This is a genomic window from Anaerolineae bacterium (assembly GCA_035529315.1).
Lineage (GTDB): Bacteria > Desulfobacterota > Desulfobacteria > Desulfobacterales > ETH-SRB1 > Desulfaltia.
On record DATKWZ010000015.1, the window covers coordinates 40,859 to 57,955 of the forward strand.

Genomic DNA, 17,097 nt, shown 5'->3' on the forward strand with positions numbered 1-17,097 from the left:
TGAACTGTGAACCGACAACCGTGAACGGTTACTAATATGGAAAACAAACATAACAAAATAGTTACAGAAAACAGGAAGGCCAGGTATAATTATTATATTGAGGATACATACGAGGCAGGAATGGTTCTGCTTGGTACTGAAGTCAAATCGCTCAGACTTGGCCGGGCTAACTTGCAAGATTCATATGCCAAAATTATAGGTGACGAGGTTTTTGTTTGCCAAATGCATATTGGTCCCTATCCCTATGCCAGTTATGAAAATCATGAACCTTTAAGGCGCAGAAAACTGCTTTTGCATAAGCATGAGATTAAAAAGCTTTATGGTAAGGTAAATGAAATGGGTTTTTCCCTGATACCGCTAAAGGTTTATTTTAAAAACGGAAAAGTCAAAATAAGCTTAGCCCTTGCCAAAGGCAAACGCAAATATGACAAGCGTGAGACCATTAAAAAGCGTGATGAAAAAAGGGAGCTTGATAGGGGGGAAAAGGCTTGACAATTTTTGATAAACATGTTTTATTAAAAAAGGAAATTTATCTGCTTGGCAGGTCTCAAAGCGCTGGCCTGAGGCAAAGAACATTAACAGTTTTAAGAAGGAGATTAGTGTTTTGGCTAACGGAATTGTAAAATGGTTTAGTGATAAAAAGGGATTTGGTTTTATTGAGCAGGAAGAGGGTGGGGATATATTTGTTCACCACTCAGCTATCAACACGTCTGGCTTCAGAACTCTTTCTGAAGGCGACAAGGTAACTTTTGATGTGGAAGAAGGCGATCGAGGACCGTCCGCGAAGAACGTAACTAAGGTTTAGTTCTTAAATAAATGCATTGATCAAGGGCATCCCGTTTATTTAAAGCGGGATGCTTTTTTTATTTAATAGATCCCAAAATCTTTTAGTAGATCATTAATGCCGAGATTTCTGACTTTTAGCCTCAGGAATTCCGCAATAGTTGGTTGACAGGCCTTAATTTTGAGATACATATTAGCCTGTTTTGGTGTTTGGCCGCCTTTTTTATTGTTGCAGTGTTTACAGGAAGAAACGCAGTTCTCAAATGAAGTTTTACCGCCTATTGATTTAGGGATAATATGGTCAATTGTCAGTTTTTCTTTATCATTGCCGCAATAGGCGCATCTAAACCCGTCTCTTATAAGAATATTCTTTTTGCTGAAAGGCACTCTACTTCTATACAGGGTTCTAATAATCTTTACCAGCTTCATAACAGCAGGGATTTTTATTAAAGTTCCTTCAGCGGTTCTGACAATTTTTTTAGAATACTTTAATACTTGAACCTTGCTCTTTACCACAAGACACATCGCTCGTTTCCAGGTTATCACATTTAAAAATGAGTAATCTGCATTAAGCAAAACACATTGAACCATTTTGTCCCACCTTTCTGTAAAGGCTGTTATAAACAGATTGAGTGTTGTGTCTTTGCCGATAAAATATTGTATATATCAATCAATAGTCAACTAATTTTATTTGGTAATTGCTTAAGCGCCGATACTAAGGGTATAAAAATCAGTCAAGGCGATAAAGAGCCTGTACGCCACAGTAAGGGCCAAAATAAATTTGACTCCTTTACTGCCTTGACTTTGATAGAAATCAAGGGTGCGAAACCAGAAAATATAACTTATTGAGGTTTTTGAAAATGAAAAATTATAGAGAAAAAGCTATTGAAACAGCATCTTTTTTAAAAACACATATTAAGAAACCTTCTGAAATAGGAATTCTTACAGGGACCGGTCATGGAGAAAGCGCAGAATCGCTGGATATAGACGCCTCATTTGCATACAAAGATATTCCACATTTCCCGATTTCAACTGTTGAAAGCCATTTTGGAAGACTTCTCATAGGCAGTATGCATGGCAGGCAGATTATCGCCATGCAGGGACGGCTTCATCTCTATGAAGGATACTCTCCGGCTGATGTTATCTTTCCGATAAGGGTGATGCAGGAGCTCGGCGTTAAAACACTGATTCTTTCCAATGCATCCGGAGGCATAAACCCTCTGTTTAAAGCCGGCGATATTATGATTATCGTTGACCATCTTAATCTTACAGGCTCTAACCCTCTGATAGGGCGGAACGAAGAGACCTGGGGCATAAGGTTCCCTGACATGACACGGGCATACGATAAACAGCTTGTTTCAATCGCTGAGAAGGCCGGAAAAAACAATGGAATCTGTCTGCAAAAAGGTGTTTATGCCGGTCTGACAGGCCCAAGTCTCGAAACACCTGCTGAAGTGTGTTTTTTAAGAACTATAGGGGCAGAAGCCGTCGGCTTTTCAACTGTCCATGAGGTAATTTCGGCCGTACATGCCGGTATAAAGGTGCTGGGATTATCGATAATAACCAATGTTCATGATCCTGACAGTCCTGTTGAATCAACAATTGAAGAAATAATTGCCGTGGCAGAGAAATCTTCTTTAAAGCTTGCATCAATCGTAAGCAATGTAATTGAGAATCTAACATGAAACTATTTGACAGCCACTGCCATCTTAACGACAGGGCGTATGATAAAGATCTTGATGCAGTTATTAAACGCGCGCATGATGTCGGGGTGTCAGCATGTATGATTGTTGGAACAGACAAGGAAAGTTCCATTAAAGCCGTTGCGCTGGCAAAATCCATAAACAATATTTATGTCTCTGTCGGCATTCATCCTCACGAAGCAAAACACTGCTCTGAATCAACCTTAAAGTGCCTGATAAATCTTGCTGAAAACCCCAGAATTTGTGCATGGGGTGAGATAGGCCTTGATTTTAACCGTATGTATTCGCCACAAGATGATCAGGAAAAATGGTTTATAAGGCAGCTTGAGATTGCCGACAGATACAATCTTCCGGTTATCTTCCATGAAAGAGACAGCAAAGGCCGCCTGCTCGAAATAGTTAGGACTTATAACAAAAAGGGGAGAAAAGGGGTTGTGCACTGTTTTAGCGGAAACAGGGCGGAGCTTGAGCAGTATATTAATCTCGGCCTTTATATCGGCATAACAGGCGTTTTGACACTAAAAAAGCGTGGCGCTGATTTACGCAAGCTGGCGCCTATAATTCCTGTTGAACAGATTCTAATCGAGACAGATGCGCCATATCTAACACCTGCTCCGGAAAAAAATCGCACACAACGGAATGAGCCGGCATTTGTCAGGTCTATTCTGCTTAAACTGGCGGAAATAAGAAAGGAAGATCCGGAATATCTGGCATCCGCTACATGGGAAAACAGCTGCCGGCTGTTTAATATATAACTCAAGTTTCGCAGCCTTATCAACCGATCCCGAGGCTTTTTTTGATCCCGAGAGCAATCTTTTTTACCCTTTTTATAACTTCGGCTTCATTAATCGTTAAAAGGCATCTGTCTTTCATAACAATTTTTCCGTTTATAATAACTGTGGTTACATCAGATCCATTCACAGCATAAACAAGATGAGAATAGGGATTGTACATCGGGGTAAGGTGGGGTTTGTTCAAATCTATGGCAATGATATCCGCCTTCATCCCGGCTTTTAGAGAACCTGCAAGATTCTCCATTCCAAGGACCCGGGCTCCGTTACAGGTCGCCATATGTGTAACAGTATGCGCAGACATGACTGTTGGATCAAGACGTTCAACCTTCTCAAGCTTGGCCGCCGTGTCCATCTCCTGCAGCATGTCGAGATTATTATTGCTGGCGCATCCGTCGGTTCCAAGTCCAACGACAATGCCATGGTTTAACATGCTGGATACAGGAGCAACACCGGAAGCAAGCTTCATGTTGCTTTCAGGATTATGAACAACCTTGCATCCACTGTCTGCAAAGATTTTTATATCCTCTTCATCCATGCAAACGCAGTGAAAGGCGATAAAACGCTCATCAAGATAATTGATATCTTTCAGGAAATCAGTTGCCCTTTTGCCCAATTTTTTTCTTAACTCTTTTGCTTCTCCTTTGTTTTCCAGAAAATGGGTCGCAATCGGGACGTTGTACTGGTCAGCCAAAGCCTTGGCATCTATAAGAAGGGAAGAAGAGCATGTGTATAATGAGTGTGGCTCAACCACGATGTTGACCAGCGGATCATCCGCCCATTTTTCAATGAGCATTCTGGTATATTCCAAACCTTGGTCAGGTGTTTTAATGTTGGGAGACGGAAAATCAAAAAGAACCTCTCCAAGAAGGCATCGCATGCCGGCCTCTTTTGCGGCCTTTGCTGTTTCATCTTCAAAAATGTACATGTCACAGAAAGTCGTTGTTCCAGATTTGATCATTTCTGCGCATGCCAGCAGACTTCCCCAAAAGGCCAGTTCTACATTCACATTTTTAGCCTCAGCAGGAAATATGTAATTGTTCAACCAGTCCATGAGTTCAATGTCGTCGGCTATTCCCCTGAAGCAGGTCATTGCCGCATGTGTGTGGCTGTTAATAAGCCCCGGCATAATCAGATGATTTGTTGCATCTATGCTTTCTCTGGATATATACTTTGCCTTTATTTCCTCGGATTTGCCGACAGCAATGATATTTTCACCGTCAATTGCAACAGCGCTGTTTTCGATTACAGTTTCATTTTCATCCATCGTAAGCGCCAGTCCGTTGGATATGATAATATCAACTTCAGTCATTTTTTTGAAGTTCTCCTTTAGAGTTCTATCCGTATCGCAGGGAATTATGTCGTTTGCAAACATTTTTTATAACTCAATTATTTTTTTAATAGGTACATCTTTCCTGGCTTTTGCCAAATCAACCATAAAACCATGTCATGTTTTTTTCTTGACCTGCTCCTTAACGGGCTTTTGCCCGAATCCAAATTTGGTGAAAATCAGCAATCCAGCCAAAACCTGCATTTAACAAAATTAATAAGTTAAGTTCTTGCTATGATGCGATATAACATGGGGTACCCCATTTGATCTTGACATAAAGATTGATAGGCGGTTATTATAATACAGTTTTTTTATAAAACCATCTTTTTTGGAGAATCTTTACAATGGAAAAAGATTTCATGGATATTGAAGATTTACTGAAGAATCCAGAAGTGCAAAGTGCTACCGGTAATATAAGCCAGGAGTTAATTGAGAGAAGGAAATATGTTCCTTCCGTATGTAAAGCTCTGTCTCATAAATATACTGTGCTGGAGGATAATCCTTGTTTTAAATTTTCAATCAACAAGGAGGCCGGCAAACAGTTGCCGAACATTATAAACAACAAAGTGCAAAACATTATCGGCCTTGATTCCCTGGATGAATCTTTAAAACAGGAATATTGCAAACAGCGTAATATCGGAATCGTATTTTCAGGGGGGCCGGCTCCAGGAGGACATAATGTTATAGCAGGGCTTTTTGATGCCGCAAAAAAGGCCAATCCGGAAAATAAAATATACGGCTTCCTGCTTGGGCCGGATGGAATACTTGAAAATGAAGCTATTGAGCTGACGAAAAGCATCGTTGATTCTTACAGAAATCTGGGCGGTTTTACAATGATCAAGACCGGCCGGACAAAAATCGACACAAAAAAGAAGATGGCCCTTACAAATGAGACATGTAAAGATCTTAATCTGGATGCCATTGTAATAGTTGGAGGTGATGATTCAAACACAAATGCGGCATTTATGGCTCAGGAGATGTTTGACCACGGCCTCCAGGTTATCGGAGTTCCCAAAACAATTGACGGCGACATTCAGGTCAAAGATATAGACGGCAATATTTTATGTGCAATATCGTTCGGCTTTCATACCGCTGCAAGGGCTTTTGCCAACGAGATAAGCAACCTGTGCACGGATTGCAGTTCCGATGTCAAATACTGGCATATCTGCAAGGTAATGGGCAGGGTCGCAAGCCATCTGGCGCTTGAAGTGGCCCTGCAGACTCACGCCAACATAACCCTTATCGGTGAGGAGCTTGCCGACTACATAGACAAAAAACGGCTTGAAAAAGCAAAAAAAGAAAAAGTCGTGGATTACAGCGCTTATGGAATGACACTTCGGCATCTTTCCAGGTTGATTTGCGATGGTATAGTAAGAAGATCAGCTGTTGGAAAAAATTACGGCGTAATTGTAATACCGGAGGGGATTTTAGAATTTATTGATGAAATACAGGTGTTTATAATCAAATTAAATACAATTATCGCTGAATATAACAAAAAGCACGATATTGATTTTCATTCTGATTTTCCCATGCTCAGGGATAAACTTGAGTACCTGCGGAGACTGGCCAGGCGTTCACGTGAGGACAGCTCTTTTACTATATGGAATACACGTGATGATGATCTTTTCGATGATATCCCTGAATTTTTCCAGAGAGGGCTTCTTACGGAAAGAGACAGCCACGGCAATTTCCAGTTTTCTCTGGTTGAGACAGACAAGATCATAATGGAGCTGGTAACCGACTATCTGAATATTCTTAAAGAAAATGGAGTTTATAAGATAGGAATTGAAAGAGCATATTACACAGACATACTAAACAAGGAGGGGTTTAACCCTGATTTTTTCGGCCGTATCCTGTTTAGAAACTATGATGATAGCAGCATGTTTTTGCTGGTTAAGGAGTCTATAATATCTGTTAAAACCCTTAACAAGGTGCTTATAAATGAAGGGGCTATAACGGAAAACGAAAATATCCCGGGTTGTGTTGAAAAAATATTCAAAAAGTCGGTCCCAAAATTCAAAACCCAGGTCCACTTTTACGGTTATGACGGCAGAGGGAATGATCCGACCAGATTTGACTGTATTTATACATACAACCTTGGGCTGACCGTTTTCAGCCTTATAGCCAATGGCGCAACCGGCCAGATGGCGGCGATAAAGAACCTGGAAATGGATTTTTCCAGATGGGAGCCTATCGGGATTCCGATTGCGTCTCTGATGCACCTTGAAGAAAGAAAAGGGAAGCTGGTCTTAGTGCTTGAAAAAAGCGTGGTTGATGTAAACTCCACGGCATTTAAGGTTGTAAAGGCATTTGAAGAAAAATGGCTGGCAGCAGAACCTGGCGAAGATCACTATAGAAGACCGGGCCCCATACGTTTTACCGGCAAAAGTGAAGAGGACAGGCCTATAACACTTGTTTTGAATGCGCTCAGAGACCTTTGAACAATAGCAAAAGGTGTGTTTGAAACCCTTCAGAAAACTACGACCCGATTCCTTCCCTCTTCTTTTGCCCTGTACAGTGCCTTATCCGCGCATTTGATCAGGGTCTTGGCATCAGCGATCTCCGGGTGGGGAAAGCTGACAACTCCTACGCTGATGGTCACTGTCAGAACCGTATTTTGGCTGTCTGCCTGAAACTTATGCTGCGCTACAGCCTTCCTCAGCCGCTCTGCAAGCATAACGGCTTCCTTTGGTTCAGTATGATACATAAGCAGAGCAAACTCCTCTCCTCCATATCTGGCCGACAGATCACTATTCCGTATTAATTCACGGATTAAATCACCAAGTGTTTTAAGGACCATATCCCCGGTCTGGTGACCATAAGTATCGTTGAATTTTTTGAAATGATCTATATCAAACATCACGCATGAAAGAGATTCGTGGTAACGGGCGGCTTTTTGAAAATCCCTTGAGATAGTTTCTTGAAAATACCGGTGATTGTACAGGCCTGTCAGGCCATCACGATTAGCCATTTCTTTAAGCTGTCTATTTTTTTCTTTAAGGCTTTCGTGAAGCTCCCTGATCTGCAGGTGGATATTAACTCTGGCTATCAGCTCCCCTTCGTCAAAGGGCTTGGTAACATAGTCTGAGGCCCCCATCTCCAGCCCGCGCACCTTGTCCGCTGCTTCAGACTTGGAGGTGAGCATTATAACAGGTATCTCCGACGTGGCATCCCCTTTCTTGATTCGTTGACAAACCTCATATCCATCTATCCCTGGCAGGATCAGATCCAATAGAATCAAATCAGGATGTTGCTTTGCGGCTATTTCCAACCCTATAGTTCCATCCTCGGCCGAAAGGACCTGATGGCCTTTCTTGCTCAGGATAGTCTTTGCTACATGCAATATCAGTTTGCTGTCATCGATTATCAGAATGCTGGCCATACCTTAAGTCCTGTTTTGCTTTGCAATCGGTCGAGTAGTTAAGCACTTGACCATTTCCCTGCTCGACCACTCGACTACTTGACATTGTTGAGAAGAATAGCCGGGATATCTTCCGGAGAGGCAACTGCATCCACAATGCCCCGCTTAATGGCTGCTCGCGGCATCCCGAAAACAACACAGCTCGCCTCGTCCTGGGCAATAGTATAAGCCCCCGCCTTTTTCATTGCAACCAGTCCGTCAACCCCATCATTTCCCATTCCGGTCAATATTATGCCAACCGCATTTGGACCGGCGCTTTCCGCAACCGAGTGGAATAGCACATCTACCGAGTGGCTTACATTTATCAAGGGATGTTGTGTGGACGAGGTTTTGTCGAGCCGGATTATATAACCAGCTCCATCCCGGACCACTCGCATATGTCTTCCCCCGGGTACAATTAAGACTCTGCCCTGATTTACGCTGTCCATGTCACGTGCTTCCCGCACCTCAAAAGGGAGGAGGCTGTTGAGCCTCTGTGCAAAGGCCAGTGTGTATTGTGCTGCCATGTGTTGCGCAATCACAATACCCAGAGTCTGAAAAGAAATACCGCAAAGGAGCTTATTAATGGCCTGAGGTCCACCAATGGACGCTCCGATGGCAATGAGTTTGTGCGCAATTGAATGTGGTACTTTTTCGATCTTTATCGGCGTTTTACGCCACAAAAAAAGGGGTTTGACCTGAGCCTGCCTTGCAGCCCGGATCTTGTTGACTATTTCGTCGCGTAATGACGTAAAACCTTTTTCTACGTCCTGAGACGGTTTGGTTACAAAATCAACAGCCCCCGCTTCAAGAGCCTCCATGGTTCTCATGCTGTTCTTACGAGTATAAGAGCTGATCATGATCACCGGAATAGGGGAGTAGCTCATAAGGCGCTTTAAAAAGGTGATGCCGTCCATACGAGGCATTTCAATATCGAGAGTAATGACATCAGGCTTATGCTCAATGATTAAATCCTTGGCCTCAAACGGATCGGATGCAACTCCCACTATGTCTATATCGGGTTCTCCGGAAAGAATACGCCTAAGAATCAACTGCACTATAGGAGAGTCATCTACAATAAGTACGCGTATCGGTTTCATATACTAAAATAAAATAACGGACCCTGATGGCACAGCCCGTCTTTTGTGTAAGACCATGCCCTTATATGTCCTCTCCTTATCAAAAATTTTCTGATTTTTTTTCACATCGAACTGTTTCAACAAGACTTTTGCCGTGTCTGTAAAAAAGAGGATTTTTCTGCCGCAATATCCACCTAAATCTTCACTTTGTACAGGTATTCCCTCCAGTTCGAGGAACTTTTTTGCAAAATGGATATTTGATCCTGTTATATCACCGTCACTTCTTCGGAATTTTAGAACGTTTCCACCACCAAATATCTTGGCTATAAGATTCTCTCTCCTTGTCCCGTATTTAATGAATTCTCCGATGAGAAGCTCCATTGCATACATGCCATATCGCCCCAATTTTGATGTAAGGATTTCATCCCGATGGATCATGCCGGGCAAAAGGTAGTGATTCATTCCCCCAATTTTTTTTTCAATATCGTAAATACAGACGGCAATGCATGACCCAAGAACCGTATAAAGGATTTCTCCATCTTTTGAAGCAAAATATTCTCCTGGGCCGAGAATAATCACCCTTTTTTTATACCTTTGGCTGTAAAATCGCCGCACAATCTTATCCTTTTTTACGATAGATCGCTCTTTCTATTAGTTCAAAGCGATCATCAATCCCTAAAAGCGACTCGGAAAGACCGAGACACAAGTATCCTTTTGGTTCAAGAAGGTGATAGAATTGATCTGTGACTTTTTTCTTTGTCGCAGAATCAAAGTATATCATTACATTGCGACAAAAAATCATATCTATGGGCCCTTTAAGCAGGTTTGCAGACATCAAAAGATTGAGTCGCCTGAAAATCAATCTTTCTTTCAAATTCTTTTTGATACAAAAGACATCCTCGCCGCCGCTCCTTTCCTTGCGAAAGTACTTTGCAAGATAAGTCGGCGGAATTTCGGCAACCTGATCGGCTCTATATTTCCCAAGGTAAGCGATCTTCAGAGAACAAGTATTTACATCAGTGGCCAGCATCTTGATATCCCAGGATATATCCACATTAGCCATTTCATAAACAAGCATTATCAGACTGTAAGGCTCCTGTCCGGTGGAACACCCGGAAGACCATATCCGGATACGTTTTTTTTCCATTTTTCGCCAAACTATCTCTGGAAGAATGCGCTTGTGTAAAAGCTCAAGTTGCTGCTTTCCTCTGAAAAAGTCGGTCTGGTCAATAGTAATGATGTTGATCAGATGCCGCAACTCTCTCGCCACTTCGGGTCTAAGGAGATAGTGGTAGTAATCAGAATAAGATGAAAAGCCAATATGTTGCAACCGGCGAGACAGCTTCAGGCCAAGCATCTGCCTCCTCCCTTGCCGGATGGAGATTCCCACCTCCTTCTTCACAAGGCTGCGGAACAGATTAAAATCTTTTTCGGATATTTCCGGGAGTATTTTATGCTGGGGCATGGTTCTAAGCCGAATCTACCAGTTCGAGCTCTTCAGGACTTAACAGACGATCTATGTCCAGGATAATTATCATTTCGTCTTGCTTTTTCCCGACCCCCTTTAGGTACTCCCGTCGGAGGTTCGATGGAAGGTTCTTTGTTGTTTGAAACTCTTCAGGGAGGATCTCCAGCACATCCAAAATTTCGTCAACTATGACGCCCATAATCCGCCCAGCAATTTCAACAACAATAATCACATGAAAACTTGTATATTCCTTTGCAGGAAGATTGAACTTTTCCCGTAGATCAAAAACAGGAATGACAGCTCCGCGTAAGTTGATGATCCCCTTGACAAACTCGTCCACTTGCGGCAGAGGGGTGACCTTCCGGTAGCTTAAGGTCTCTTTTATTTTTAATAGTTCAATCCCGAAAATCTGCTGATTTATTGAAAAGACAACGTATTGGGTTTTTGCCATCAGAATTCCTTAAATCCTCCTTCAAACTCTTTTTCCAACAAATCTTCATTCAGGTCATCTAAAGGTGGTTTGGTCAGCAGATCCTCATACAGCGGGGTGGGAAGAGCTTTAGACTCCCGGCGATTTTTGAGAGCCGGCAGCGGGTCCTTTTCAATTTTCAGATCCTCCTCCTTTTGCTCCTCCTTGTCTCCAAGGATAAATAGCCCGGTTATATTATGAAGCTGCTGTGTTTTTTCCGAAAGCTTTCGGGTCTCCTGCGAAATCTCTTCCACAAAATAGGCGTTCTTTTCGTTCACATTGCTCAGCTCCTGGGTCCCCTGGCTGATCTGTTCGATCCCCTTCGAGCTTTCCTCATTCCCCAGGGTGACCTCTCCCAATGCATCTGAGACCTGCATTGATGTTTGCACGATCTCGGTAAAACATTCTTTCAGTTTGTCCACCCACTGCCCGGTTGAGCTCACCTTGCTTATAATTTCCCGGACCAGTTTTTGAATATCCTTGGATGCAGCCCCGCTCCTTTTCGCAAGATTTCGTATTTCATTGGCTACGACCGCAAATCCGCGTCCTTGTTCTCCTGCACGAGCAGCCTCAACAGCCGCATTGATGGATAGCAGATTCGTCTGGAATGTGATTTCATTGATCAGATCCACCATCTCAACAATCTTCTGGCTCGCATTTGACATATCAACCATTGCATTAGCGGTCTTTTCCACCTCATTTGCCCCCTCCCGGGCCACCTTCACAGCATCTTTGGAAAGGGAATCCGCATGGCGGGTATTTGTCAAATTTCCAGCGGTGTTTGAGACAAGCTCCTCCAGAGTAGCGCTTATCTCCTCCATGGCTGATGCCTGCTGCTCGGTCCGCTTGGAAAGGTTCTGATTTCCCTCAGAGATATGCCTAACACCCTTGATTACCGGAATAATGTGATTCTTGACCTGGGAGATCAAATTCACTATACTGTCGAACGTCTCATTGATCTTTTTGGTCATCACATCCATGGCATCTTCTGTTCCGGAGAGAGTTCCGCGCATGGTAAGATCGCCCTTGGCTACCTGCTCGAGCATCTTGGAAAGGTCATCTACCTTTTTCTCCAGCTCCTGTTTGGCTTTGCCTTCCCGGAGATATGCCTCCTGAAGGCTCTTTTCCGCCTCCACTTCTGTAGTCAGATCGCGAATAATCTCAAACGCCCCCAGTACCTTTCCTGAAGAATCCTTCAGAATGGAAGCGATGGACATCGCCGGGATCTCATTTCCCTTCTTATCCGTCAGAGTCATGCGTGTGGCTTTCGCAACCTCACCGGTATCCATGGCCTTCTTTAAAGGACAATCCTTGCAGGCAGAGGTATGGAAGACTTCATAACATGGCTTCCCTATGGCCTTATCCGGCGACAGGCCGGCCATGCGCGCTGCGTTTTCGTTAATAAAAGTCATGTTCAGCTCCGGATCGACCATGAAAAACGGATCGACGATCCCAAGTTTCAGGCTGTTGGCATATTCCATCCGGTCGCGTATGCTCTTCACCATCTGGTTGAAGTTGCGGGACAGGCTCCCGATCGAGTCTCGATGGTTATCAACAGCTTCCACCGTAACATCTCCGGCAGCCACCAGGCTGGTTTTTTCTTTCAGCAGTTGAATTCGCCGCGAAACAAGCCTGGAAAAAAAGAAATTTATGAAGATCACAACTCCTATGAGGGCAGCCATAAAATAGACAATAAGTCTGTTTCTTGTATGATTGATGGCATCAAACACATTTTTGACAGGCTGTTTGATAACCATTACGCCGAGGACTTTTCTGCTGGCTCCATGACAGTGGTAACAGGCTGATTCATTAAGAATCGGCTTAATGGTTACCAGAAAAGGGGCTTTGTCCTCTGTTTCGGAAAATGATATTCCCGGAGCTTTGCCGGTTGCCAGCGCTTGGACCAAGGCATTGCGCGACTCGTTTCCATGGAGATACTTTTCCATGTTTCTGTCGACGCGTTCTTTTTCCGATGCATAGGATATGTTCTGGTGAAAGTCTGCGATGTAAACCTGAACGCCACCCATGCGCTCTTTTACGTCTTTCATCTGCTCTTTCACTGTCTTTTCGTCCCCAACTGACATGGGAAACCTGATGGCGCTGTAAACATTGTCCAGCATGTGATTTGAAAACTCAGACGCCTGGTTTATAGCGGTTTTTTTATGGAGTATAAGGCTTTGATAGAGACTGAGCCCCATAAAAACAGACACTACCATGATAGTTGCAACAAATATCTTGGTTCGCATCCGCATATTTTTAAAAAACTTATTGATAGTATTTCTCATTGATCTCCCCTCCAGTTCAATGGGAACCGGCATAGATTATCGGTTTGTAACGGAAAGCCCCCACTCTTTCCTTGGTATGGCACTTCTGGCAAACATCTATAGTCACGTTCCTTATGATTCGAGCCGGATCCTGCGTATCCATATGGAGTTTGCCGGGACCATGACAGACCTCGCATCCTGCGTTTTTGAGTTCAGGCGTCTGCTTTGGATCAGTAAAACCACCCGGTTCGCCGTAGGCGGTAGTATGGCAGCCATAGCATCCCCTGATTTCATCCTCGGTAAGACCCTTTTTCATCCTCTCTATGCTCTTAAAGGAACGGCTTTTTCTGGCATGACTCAGGAAGGACTCATATTGTACTTCGTGGCAGGACCTGCACGATGCAGACCCAACATAAGTATTTGTCTCCTGCTCCTGCGCTCCTACAGGCAAGGAAAAAAGAAAAACCAGCAAAATGCCGCGCCATTTCTTTATTTTCATACTGCACCCCCCGGCAATGAATGTTTGAAAAAAATTTCCTCAAGCCCAAGAAGGTCGAGGACAATGGCCGCAGAACCATCTCCCATGATAGTGGCGCCGCTCACTCCTTTGACGCTCTGATAGTTTGATTCAATGCTCTTGACTACCACCTGATAAGAAGCAAGCACTTCGTCAAAGAGGATTCCGAACTTTTGTTTTCCGGTATCAAGAAAGACCGTAGCCATCCCCGTGCGGTCGTTCTCCGGCGCAATCGTCCCGTAGATACGGCATAAACTCATAAGGGGAAGATACTCACCCCTGAACCGGTAGACCTTCTCATCCGCGCCAAAGGTTCGAATGCGTTCTGCATCAAACCTTCCTACTCCTATTATCCCCCAGAGAGGCACCAGATAAGATCTGTCCTGATCCCTTACGTGCAGAGCTTCGGTGAGGGCAAAGGTCAGAGGAAGAGCCAGAGTAAATACGGTTCCCTTTCCCTTTTTCGTCTCGATTTGTATTGACCCTCCAACCAGCTCAACCTGTGTCTTGACAACATCCATGCCAACCCCTCTTCCGGAGAGTTCGGTAACGCTTGATGCCGTAGAAAAACCAGGGTGGCAGATGATCTCCACAAGTCTGTCGTTGTCGAGCTTTTCACCTGCTTTATCGAGCCCCATTTCCAGAGCACGGCGGCGTATTTTTTCTATATTGAGACCGCGACCATCGTCATAAATTTGTATGAATATCTTTCCACCCTTCTGGTATGCCTTAAACTCGATTATTCCTTCTGCGGGTTTTCCTGCCGCCACCCGCTCTTCAGGTGGCTCTATACCATGATCCACACAGTTCCGAACCAGATGCTTTAATGGATCTGCTATATATTCGATTACCTCTTTATCCAGTTCCGTATCAATACCTGACAGAATAACCTTTATCAGCTTCTTTTGATCATAGGCGGCATCTCTAACAAGCCTCTGAAACCGGAGGAAAGTTCCTTTTAGAGAAAACATCCGGACGCCGGCTACCTGCTCCTGAAATTCACGATTCACCTTGAGCAGGTTTTCTATCTCTTGTTCGATTTTATTCCTGGAAAGATCCCCTTCTCTGATAACGAAACTCTGCACTCTGGAGAGATTAATTCCGATTTCCTCGGCAAGGTTGACCAGATGGTCTATCTTTTTCACATCTACCCGCACGCTTGTCTTTCTATAGGCAGAACGGCTTTCCTGCTGCAAAGAAATCATTTTCTGGACAGCTTCTTTATCAATTTTCCCCTCATCTACCAGAATCTCTCCAAGCTTCTTCTGCTTATCAAGAGCGCTTTTCAAATCTTCTTTGGTAATACCGCCGCTTTCGACAAGGGCTTCACCCAGAGGCATCTCTCCTAATTGGAGCTCGACTCCTCCTTCACTGTGGCGATCGGTTATCTCATCAATTACTATATTATGTTCATCTTTGACAAACATAAAGACATCTTTGACTTCCTGGATAGATGCGGTAGTCTTCAGAATGACTCGCCATGAAATATAAAGTTTATAAAAATCCATCCCTTTATAGTGGGGAAGTTCAGAAGTATCCGCCGCTACTTCCACACATTCTCCCAACTCTGTCAGGTTTAGCAGTAGAAGAAGAGGATCATGGCCGGAATTGAAAAGGTCCTTTCTAAACTTAAGATCGATATGATAATAATGCCAACTCTTGTCCTTGGCAGAATCAGGGACTGCTTCCCTGATCGTTTCCTCTTTCCCGGAACCCCCCTCTATACCCAAAAAACGGTTTAACTGGGCTTTGCGAGTATTTAAAACACCAGCATCAATATCTTCACTACCACCAGCACACCTGTCCACTATGGCGCGGATAAAATCAACATCCTCCAGAAGAAAGGAGATAAGCGGCCTGGTTATGGAAAGTTGATTATTTCTGATCCGGTCCAGAAGGTTTTCGATAAGGTGAACGTATCCGGAAAGAGTATTAAACCCTACCATGGCGGAACCACTCTTTAAAGTGTGAATTGCTCTAAAAAGTTCTTCCAGGTCGGGCCCGGGTCCGGGAGCAGTCTCTATGCGCAGCAGGCTCTCTTCTGATCTTTTGAGCAGGTCTTCTGTTTCAGCAAAAAAGACCTGCAATGTCTCTTCATGTTCATTCATCAGTAGTCCACACCAGTTTCTTTATTGCCCACAAAAATTTCTCGGGGCGGAAAGGCTTTGCCAGCCATCCGGCAGCCCCGGCAGCTCTTCCCTTTTCTATCATTGACTCTTCCGATTCCGTGGTAAAAACAAGTATGGGAAGAAAGCGAAAATCGCCTTTCTTGACCTCTTCTATGAAAGCAATACCATCCATTTGAGGCATATTGACGTCGGTGACAATCAGGGAAGGAATTTGCCCCTCTTCCTTCATGTTTGCCAGCTTTTCAAGAGCATCTTTCCCATTTTCAGCCTCTGTTACCTTATATCCGGCATTACTAAGGCAAAAGGAAACCGACGATCGAACAGTAGGAGAATCATCTACCACCAGGATAAGTTTTTCCATGTTCCTCCAATCAACTAATCTACCAGGGCTGTTTTGAGACCGCTTATTTCCAGAATCTTTTCCAGCTTAGGAGACAATCCCAGCAACCTCCATTCGGTCTCGGGTTTCAATGACCTCTTGAAGGCGATAAGGAGCTGCAACGACGCAGTGTCTGCAAATGTTACCCCTGACATACAAATGGAAATTTTCTTTGCGTGAGCAAGAGAAATATCAAGAAGAAGCTTGTTCAGGTAGTCAATGCCATGTATGGTCAACTCTCCTTTAAACTGAAAAACACCTTCGGCATCCTGGCTTACAGTAAACTGCGACATCTCTGTTTTTTAACCACCTTTTTTCAAGATCTTTTAACTATTCAAAAATAGAACAACAAAATAAAAATATCAAGGTTTTTCATAATAATTCTGACACAGGTACAAAGACACCATCTACACATTCCTGGCCGGAGACATTAAAAACCATATACCTGCGATAATAAAAAAAACTCCTGTTCCGATTTTGATATAATTATACGGAATAAACCGGCTGAAGACCGCGCCAAATACCACAGCGATAAGCGAAGTTGTCACAAGGGCGATCGCAGACCCTAGAAATACGGAAATCTTTGAATCATTGTCCGCAGAAAGACAAAATGTGGCAAACTGTGTTTTATCCCCCAGCTCTGCCAGAAATACCAGGCCGAATGTTGTCAGAATAAGCTTTAAATTCATAAGCTTCCTCCTTTTTAATCAAAAAATTCTTACCACAGAGCACGCTGAGATTTTCTATAAAAAAGAAACGTTTTCTCTGTGTTCTCCGTGGTGAAA

18 protein-coding genes are annotated in these 17,097 nt (G+C 43.6%); 5 read left to right on the forward strand and 13 right to left on the reverse strand.

All coding sequences use genetic code 11. From position 1 onward, the window contains the following. Positions 1-36 precede the first annotated feature (36 nt). Together smpB and VMW78_02790 are read left to right on the forward strand one after the other, a co-directional pair. Positions 37-492 carry an SsrA-binding protein SmpB gene (gene smpB, locus VMW78_02785; GenBank protein HUV49934.1) on the forward strand — a complete coding sequence of 152 codons (456 nt, stop codon included), beginning with the start codon at positions 37-39 and terminating at the stop codon, positions 490-492. Positions 493-604: 112 nt separating this feature from the next. After that, the gene (locus VMW78_02790) at positions 605-805 is read left to right on the forward strand and encodes a cold shock domain-containing protein (GenBank protein ID HUV49935.1); all 201 of its coding nucleotides are present in this window, start codon (positions 605-607) and stop codon (positions 803-805) included. A gap of 62 nt (positions 806-867) precedes the next feature. On the opposite strand, the gene VMW78_02795 is transcribed toward VMW78_02790, so the two are convergent. Next, positions 868-1,374 carry an HNH endonuclease gene (locus VMW78_02795; GenBank protein HUV49936.1) on the reverse strand — a complete coding sequence of 169 codons (507 nt, stop codon included), beginning with the start codon at positions 1,372-1,374 and terminating at the stop codon, positions 868-870. Between the two features lie 269 nt (positions 1,375-1,643). Here VMW78_02795 and VMW78_02800 point away from each other — a divergent pair, with 269 nt between their 5' ends. Together VMW78_02800 and VMW78_02805 are read left to right on the forward strand one after the other, a co-directional pair. Then, a complete protein-coding gene (locus VMW78_02800) occupies positions 1,644-2,468 on the forward strand; it encodes a purine-nucleoside phosphorylase (GenBank protein ID HUV49937.1) in 825 nt (274 codons plus the stop codon). Beyond that, a complete protein-coding gene (locus tag VMW78_02805) occupies positions 2,465-3,241 on the forward strand; it encodes a TatD family hydrolase (GenBank protein HUV49938.1) in 777 nt (258 codons plus the stop codon). Before VMW78_02800 ends, VMW78_02805 begins: the two co-directional genes overlap by 4 nt. Before the next feature lie 19 nt (positions 3,242-3,260). On the opposite strand, the gene VMW78_02810 is transcribed toward VMW78_02805, so the two are convergent. Next, a complete protein-coding gene (locus VMW78_02810) occupies positions 3,261-4,589 on the reverse strand; it encodes an amidohydrolase (protein ID HUV49939.1) in 1,329 nt (442 codons plus the stop codon). 362 nt (positions 4,590-4,951) lie between these two features. On the opposite strand from VMW78_02810, the gene VMW78_02815 reads away from it, so the two are divergent. Then, a complete protein-coding gene (locus VMW78_02815; protein ID HUV49940.1) occupies positions 4,952-7,048 on the forward strand; it encodes a 6-phosphofructokinase in 2,097 nt (698 codons plus the stop codon). A gap of 29 nt (positions 7,049-7,077) precedes the next feature. Here the strand turns inward: VMW78_02815 and VMW78_02820 are convergent, their stop codons facing one another. From VMW78_02820 to VMW78_02870, 11 genes are all read right to left on the reverse strand, one after another. After that, positions 7,078-7,989, reverse strand: a complete 912-nt coding sequence (locus VMW78_02820) for a diguanylate cyclase (protein ID HUV49941.1) — start codon at positions 7,987-7,989, stop codon at positions 7,078-7,080. Positions 7,990-8,063: 74 nt separating this feature from the next. Next, positions 8,064-9,107: a chemotaxis response regulator protein-glutamate methylesterase gene (locus VMW78_02825; protein HUV49942.1), complete on the reverse strand. Its 1,044-nt coding sequence runs from the start codon at positions 9,105-9,107 to the stop codon at positions 8,064-8,066. A gap of 3 nt (positions 9,108-9,110) precedes the next feature. Beyond that, a complete protein-coding gene (locus VMW78_02830; GenBank protein ID HUV49943.1) occupies positions 9,111-9,701 on the reverse strand; it encodes a chemotaxis protein CheD in 591 nt (196 codons plus the stop codon). 4 nt (positions 9,702-9,705) lie between these two features. Next, positions 9,706-10,551: a CheR family methyltransferase gene (locus tag VMW78_02835; GenBank protein HUV49944.1), complete on the reverse strand. Its 846-nt coding sequence runs from the start codon at positions 10,549-10,551 to the stop codon at positions 9,706-9,708. A 4-nt stretch (positions 10,552-10,555) separates the two neighbouring features. Further along, positions 10,556-11,005: a chemotaxis protein CheW gene (locus tag VMW78_02840; GenBank protein HUV49945.1), complete on the reverse strand. Its 450-nt coding sequence runs from the start codon at positions 11,003-11,005 to the stop codon at positions 10,556-10,558. Continuing rightward, entirely contained in the window at positions 11,005-13,308 is a 2,304-nt protein-coding gene (locus VMW78_02845) for a methyl-accepting chemotaxis protein (protein ID HUV49946.1), read from the reverse strand. The genes VMW78_02840 and VMW78_02845 overlap by 1 nt, the downstream gene beginning before the upstream one ends. Positions 13,309-13,324: 16 nt before the next feature. Further along, positions 13,325-13,786: a cytochrome c family protein gene (locus VMW78_02850; GenBank protein HUV49947.1), complete on the reverse strand. Its 462-nt coding sequence runs from the start codon at positions 13,784-13,786 to the stop codon at positions 13,325-13,327. After that, the gene (locus VMW78_02855) at positions 13,783-15,912 is read right to left on the reverse strand and encodes a chemotaxis protein CheA (GenBank protein ID HUV49948.1); all 2,130 of its coding nucleotides are present in this window, start codon (positions 15,910-15,912) and stop codon (positions 13,783-13,785) included. The genes VMW78_02850 and VMW78_02855 overlap by 4 nt, the downstream gene beginning before the upstream one ends. Beyond that, positions 15,905-16,294, reverse strand: a complete 390-nt coding sequence (locus VMW78_02860; protein ID HUV49949.1) for a response regulator — start codon at positions 16,292-16,294, stop codon at positions 15,905-15,907. The genes VMW78_02855 and VMW78_02860 overlap by 8 nt, the downstream gene beginning before the upstream one ends. A 14-nt stretch (positions 16,295-16,308) precedes the next feature. Then, a complete protein-coding gene (locus VMW78_02865) occupies positions 16,309-16,605 on the reverse strand; it encodes an STAS domain-containing protein (GenBank protein HUV49950.1) in 297 nt (98 codons plus the stop codon). Positions 16,606-16,719: 114 nt separating this feature from the next. After that, positions 16,720-17,001, reverse strand: a complete 282-nt coding sequence (locus VMW78_02870; GenBank protein ID HUV49951.1) for a TMEM165/GDT1 family protein — start codon at positions 16,999-17,001, stop codon at positions 16,720-16,722. Positions 17,002-17,097: the final 96 nt, after the last annotated feature.

What these genes read in the sequence shown, in the direction of transcription:
- smpB (HUV49934.1), top strand. Translation starts at nt 37, where the DNA reads ATGGAAAACAAACATAACAAAATAGTTACAGAAAACAGGAAGGCCAGG.
- VMW78_02795 (HUV49936.1), bottom strand. Translation starts at nt 1,374, where the DNA reads ATGGTTCAATGTGTTTTGCTTAATGCAGATTACTCATTTTTAAATGTG.
- VMW78_02800 (HUV49937.1), top strand. Translation starts at nt 1,644, where the DNA reads ATGAAAAATTATAGAGAAAAAGCTATTGAAACAGCATCTTTTTTAAAA.
- VMW78_02805 (HUV49938.1), top strand. Translation starts at nt 2,465, where the DNA reads ATGAAACTATTTGACAGCCACTGCCATCTTAACGACAGGGCGTATGAT.
- VMW78_02810 (HUV49939.1), bottom strand. Translation starts at nt 4,589, where the DNA reads ATGACTGAAGTTGATATTATCATATCCAACGGACTGGCGCTTACGATG.
- VMW78_02815 (HUV49940.1), top strand. Translation starts at nt 4,952, where the DNA reads ATGGAAAAAGATTTCATGGATATTGAAGATTTACTGAAGAATCCAGAA.
- VMW78_02820 (HUV49941.1), bottom strand. Translation starts at nt 7,989, where the DNA reads ATGGCCAGCATTCTGATAATCGATGACAGCAAACTGATATTGCATGTA.
- VMW78_02825 (HUV49942.1), bottom strand. Translation starts at nt 9,107, where the DNA reads ATGAAACCGATACGCGTACTTATTGTAGATGACTCTCCTATAGTGCAG.
- VMW78_02835 (HUV49944.1), bottom strand. Translation starts at nt 10,551, where the DNA reads ATGCCCCAGCATAAAATACTCCCGGAAATATCCGAAAAAGATTTTAAT.
- VMW78_02840 (HUV49945.1), bottom strand. Translation starts at nt 11,005, where the DNA reads ATGGCAAAAACCCAATACGTTGTCTTTTCAATAAATCAGCAGATTTTC.
- VMW78_02845 (HUV49946.1), bottom strand. Translation starts at nt 13,308, where the DNA reads ATGAGAAATACTATCAATAAGTTTTTTAAAAATATGCGGATGCGAACC.
- VMW78_02850 (HUV49947.1), bottom strand. Translation starts at nt 13,786, where the DNA reads ATGAAAATAAAGAAATGGCGCGGCATTTTGCTGGTTTTTCTTTTTTCC.
- VMW78_02855 (HUV49948.1), bottom strand. Translation starts at nt 15,912, where the DNA reads ATGAATGAACATGAAGAGACATTGCAGGTCTTTTTTGCTGAAACAGAA.
- VMW78_02860 (HUV49949.1), bottom strand. Translation starts at nt 16,294, where the DNA reads ATGGAAAAACTTATCCTGGTGGTAGATGATTCTCCTACTGTTCGATCG.
- VMW78_02865 (HUV49950.1), bottom strand. Translation starts at nt 16,605, where the DNA reads ATGTCGCAGTTTACTGTAAGCCAGGATGCCGAAGGTGTTTTTCAGTTT.
- VMW78_02870 (HUV49951.1), bottom strand. Translation starts at nt 17,001, where the DNA reads ATGAATTTAAAGCTTATTCTGACAACATTCGGCCTGGTATTTCTGGCA.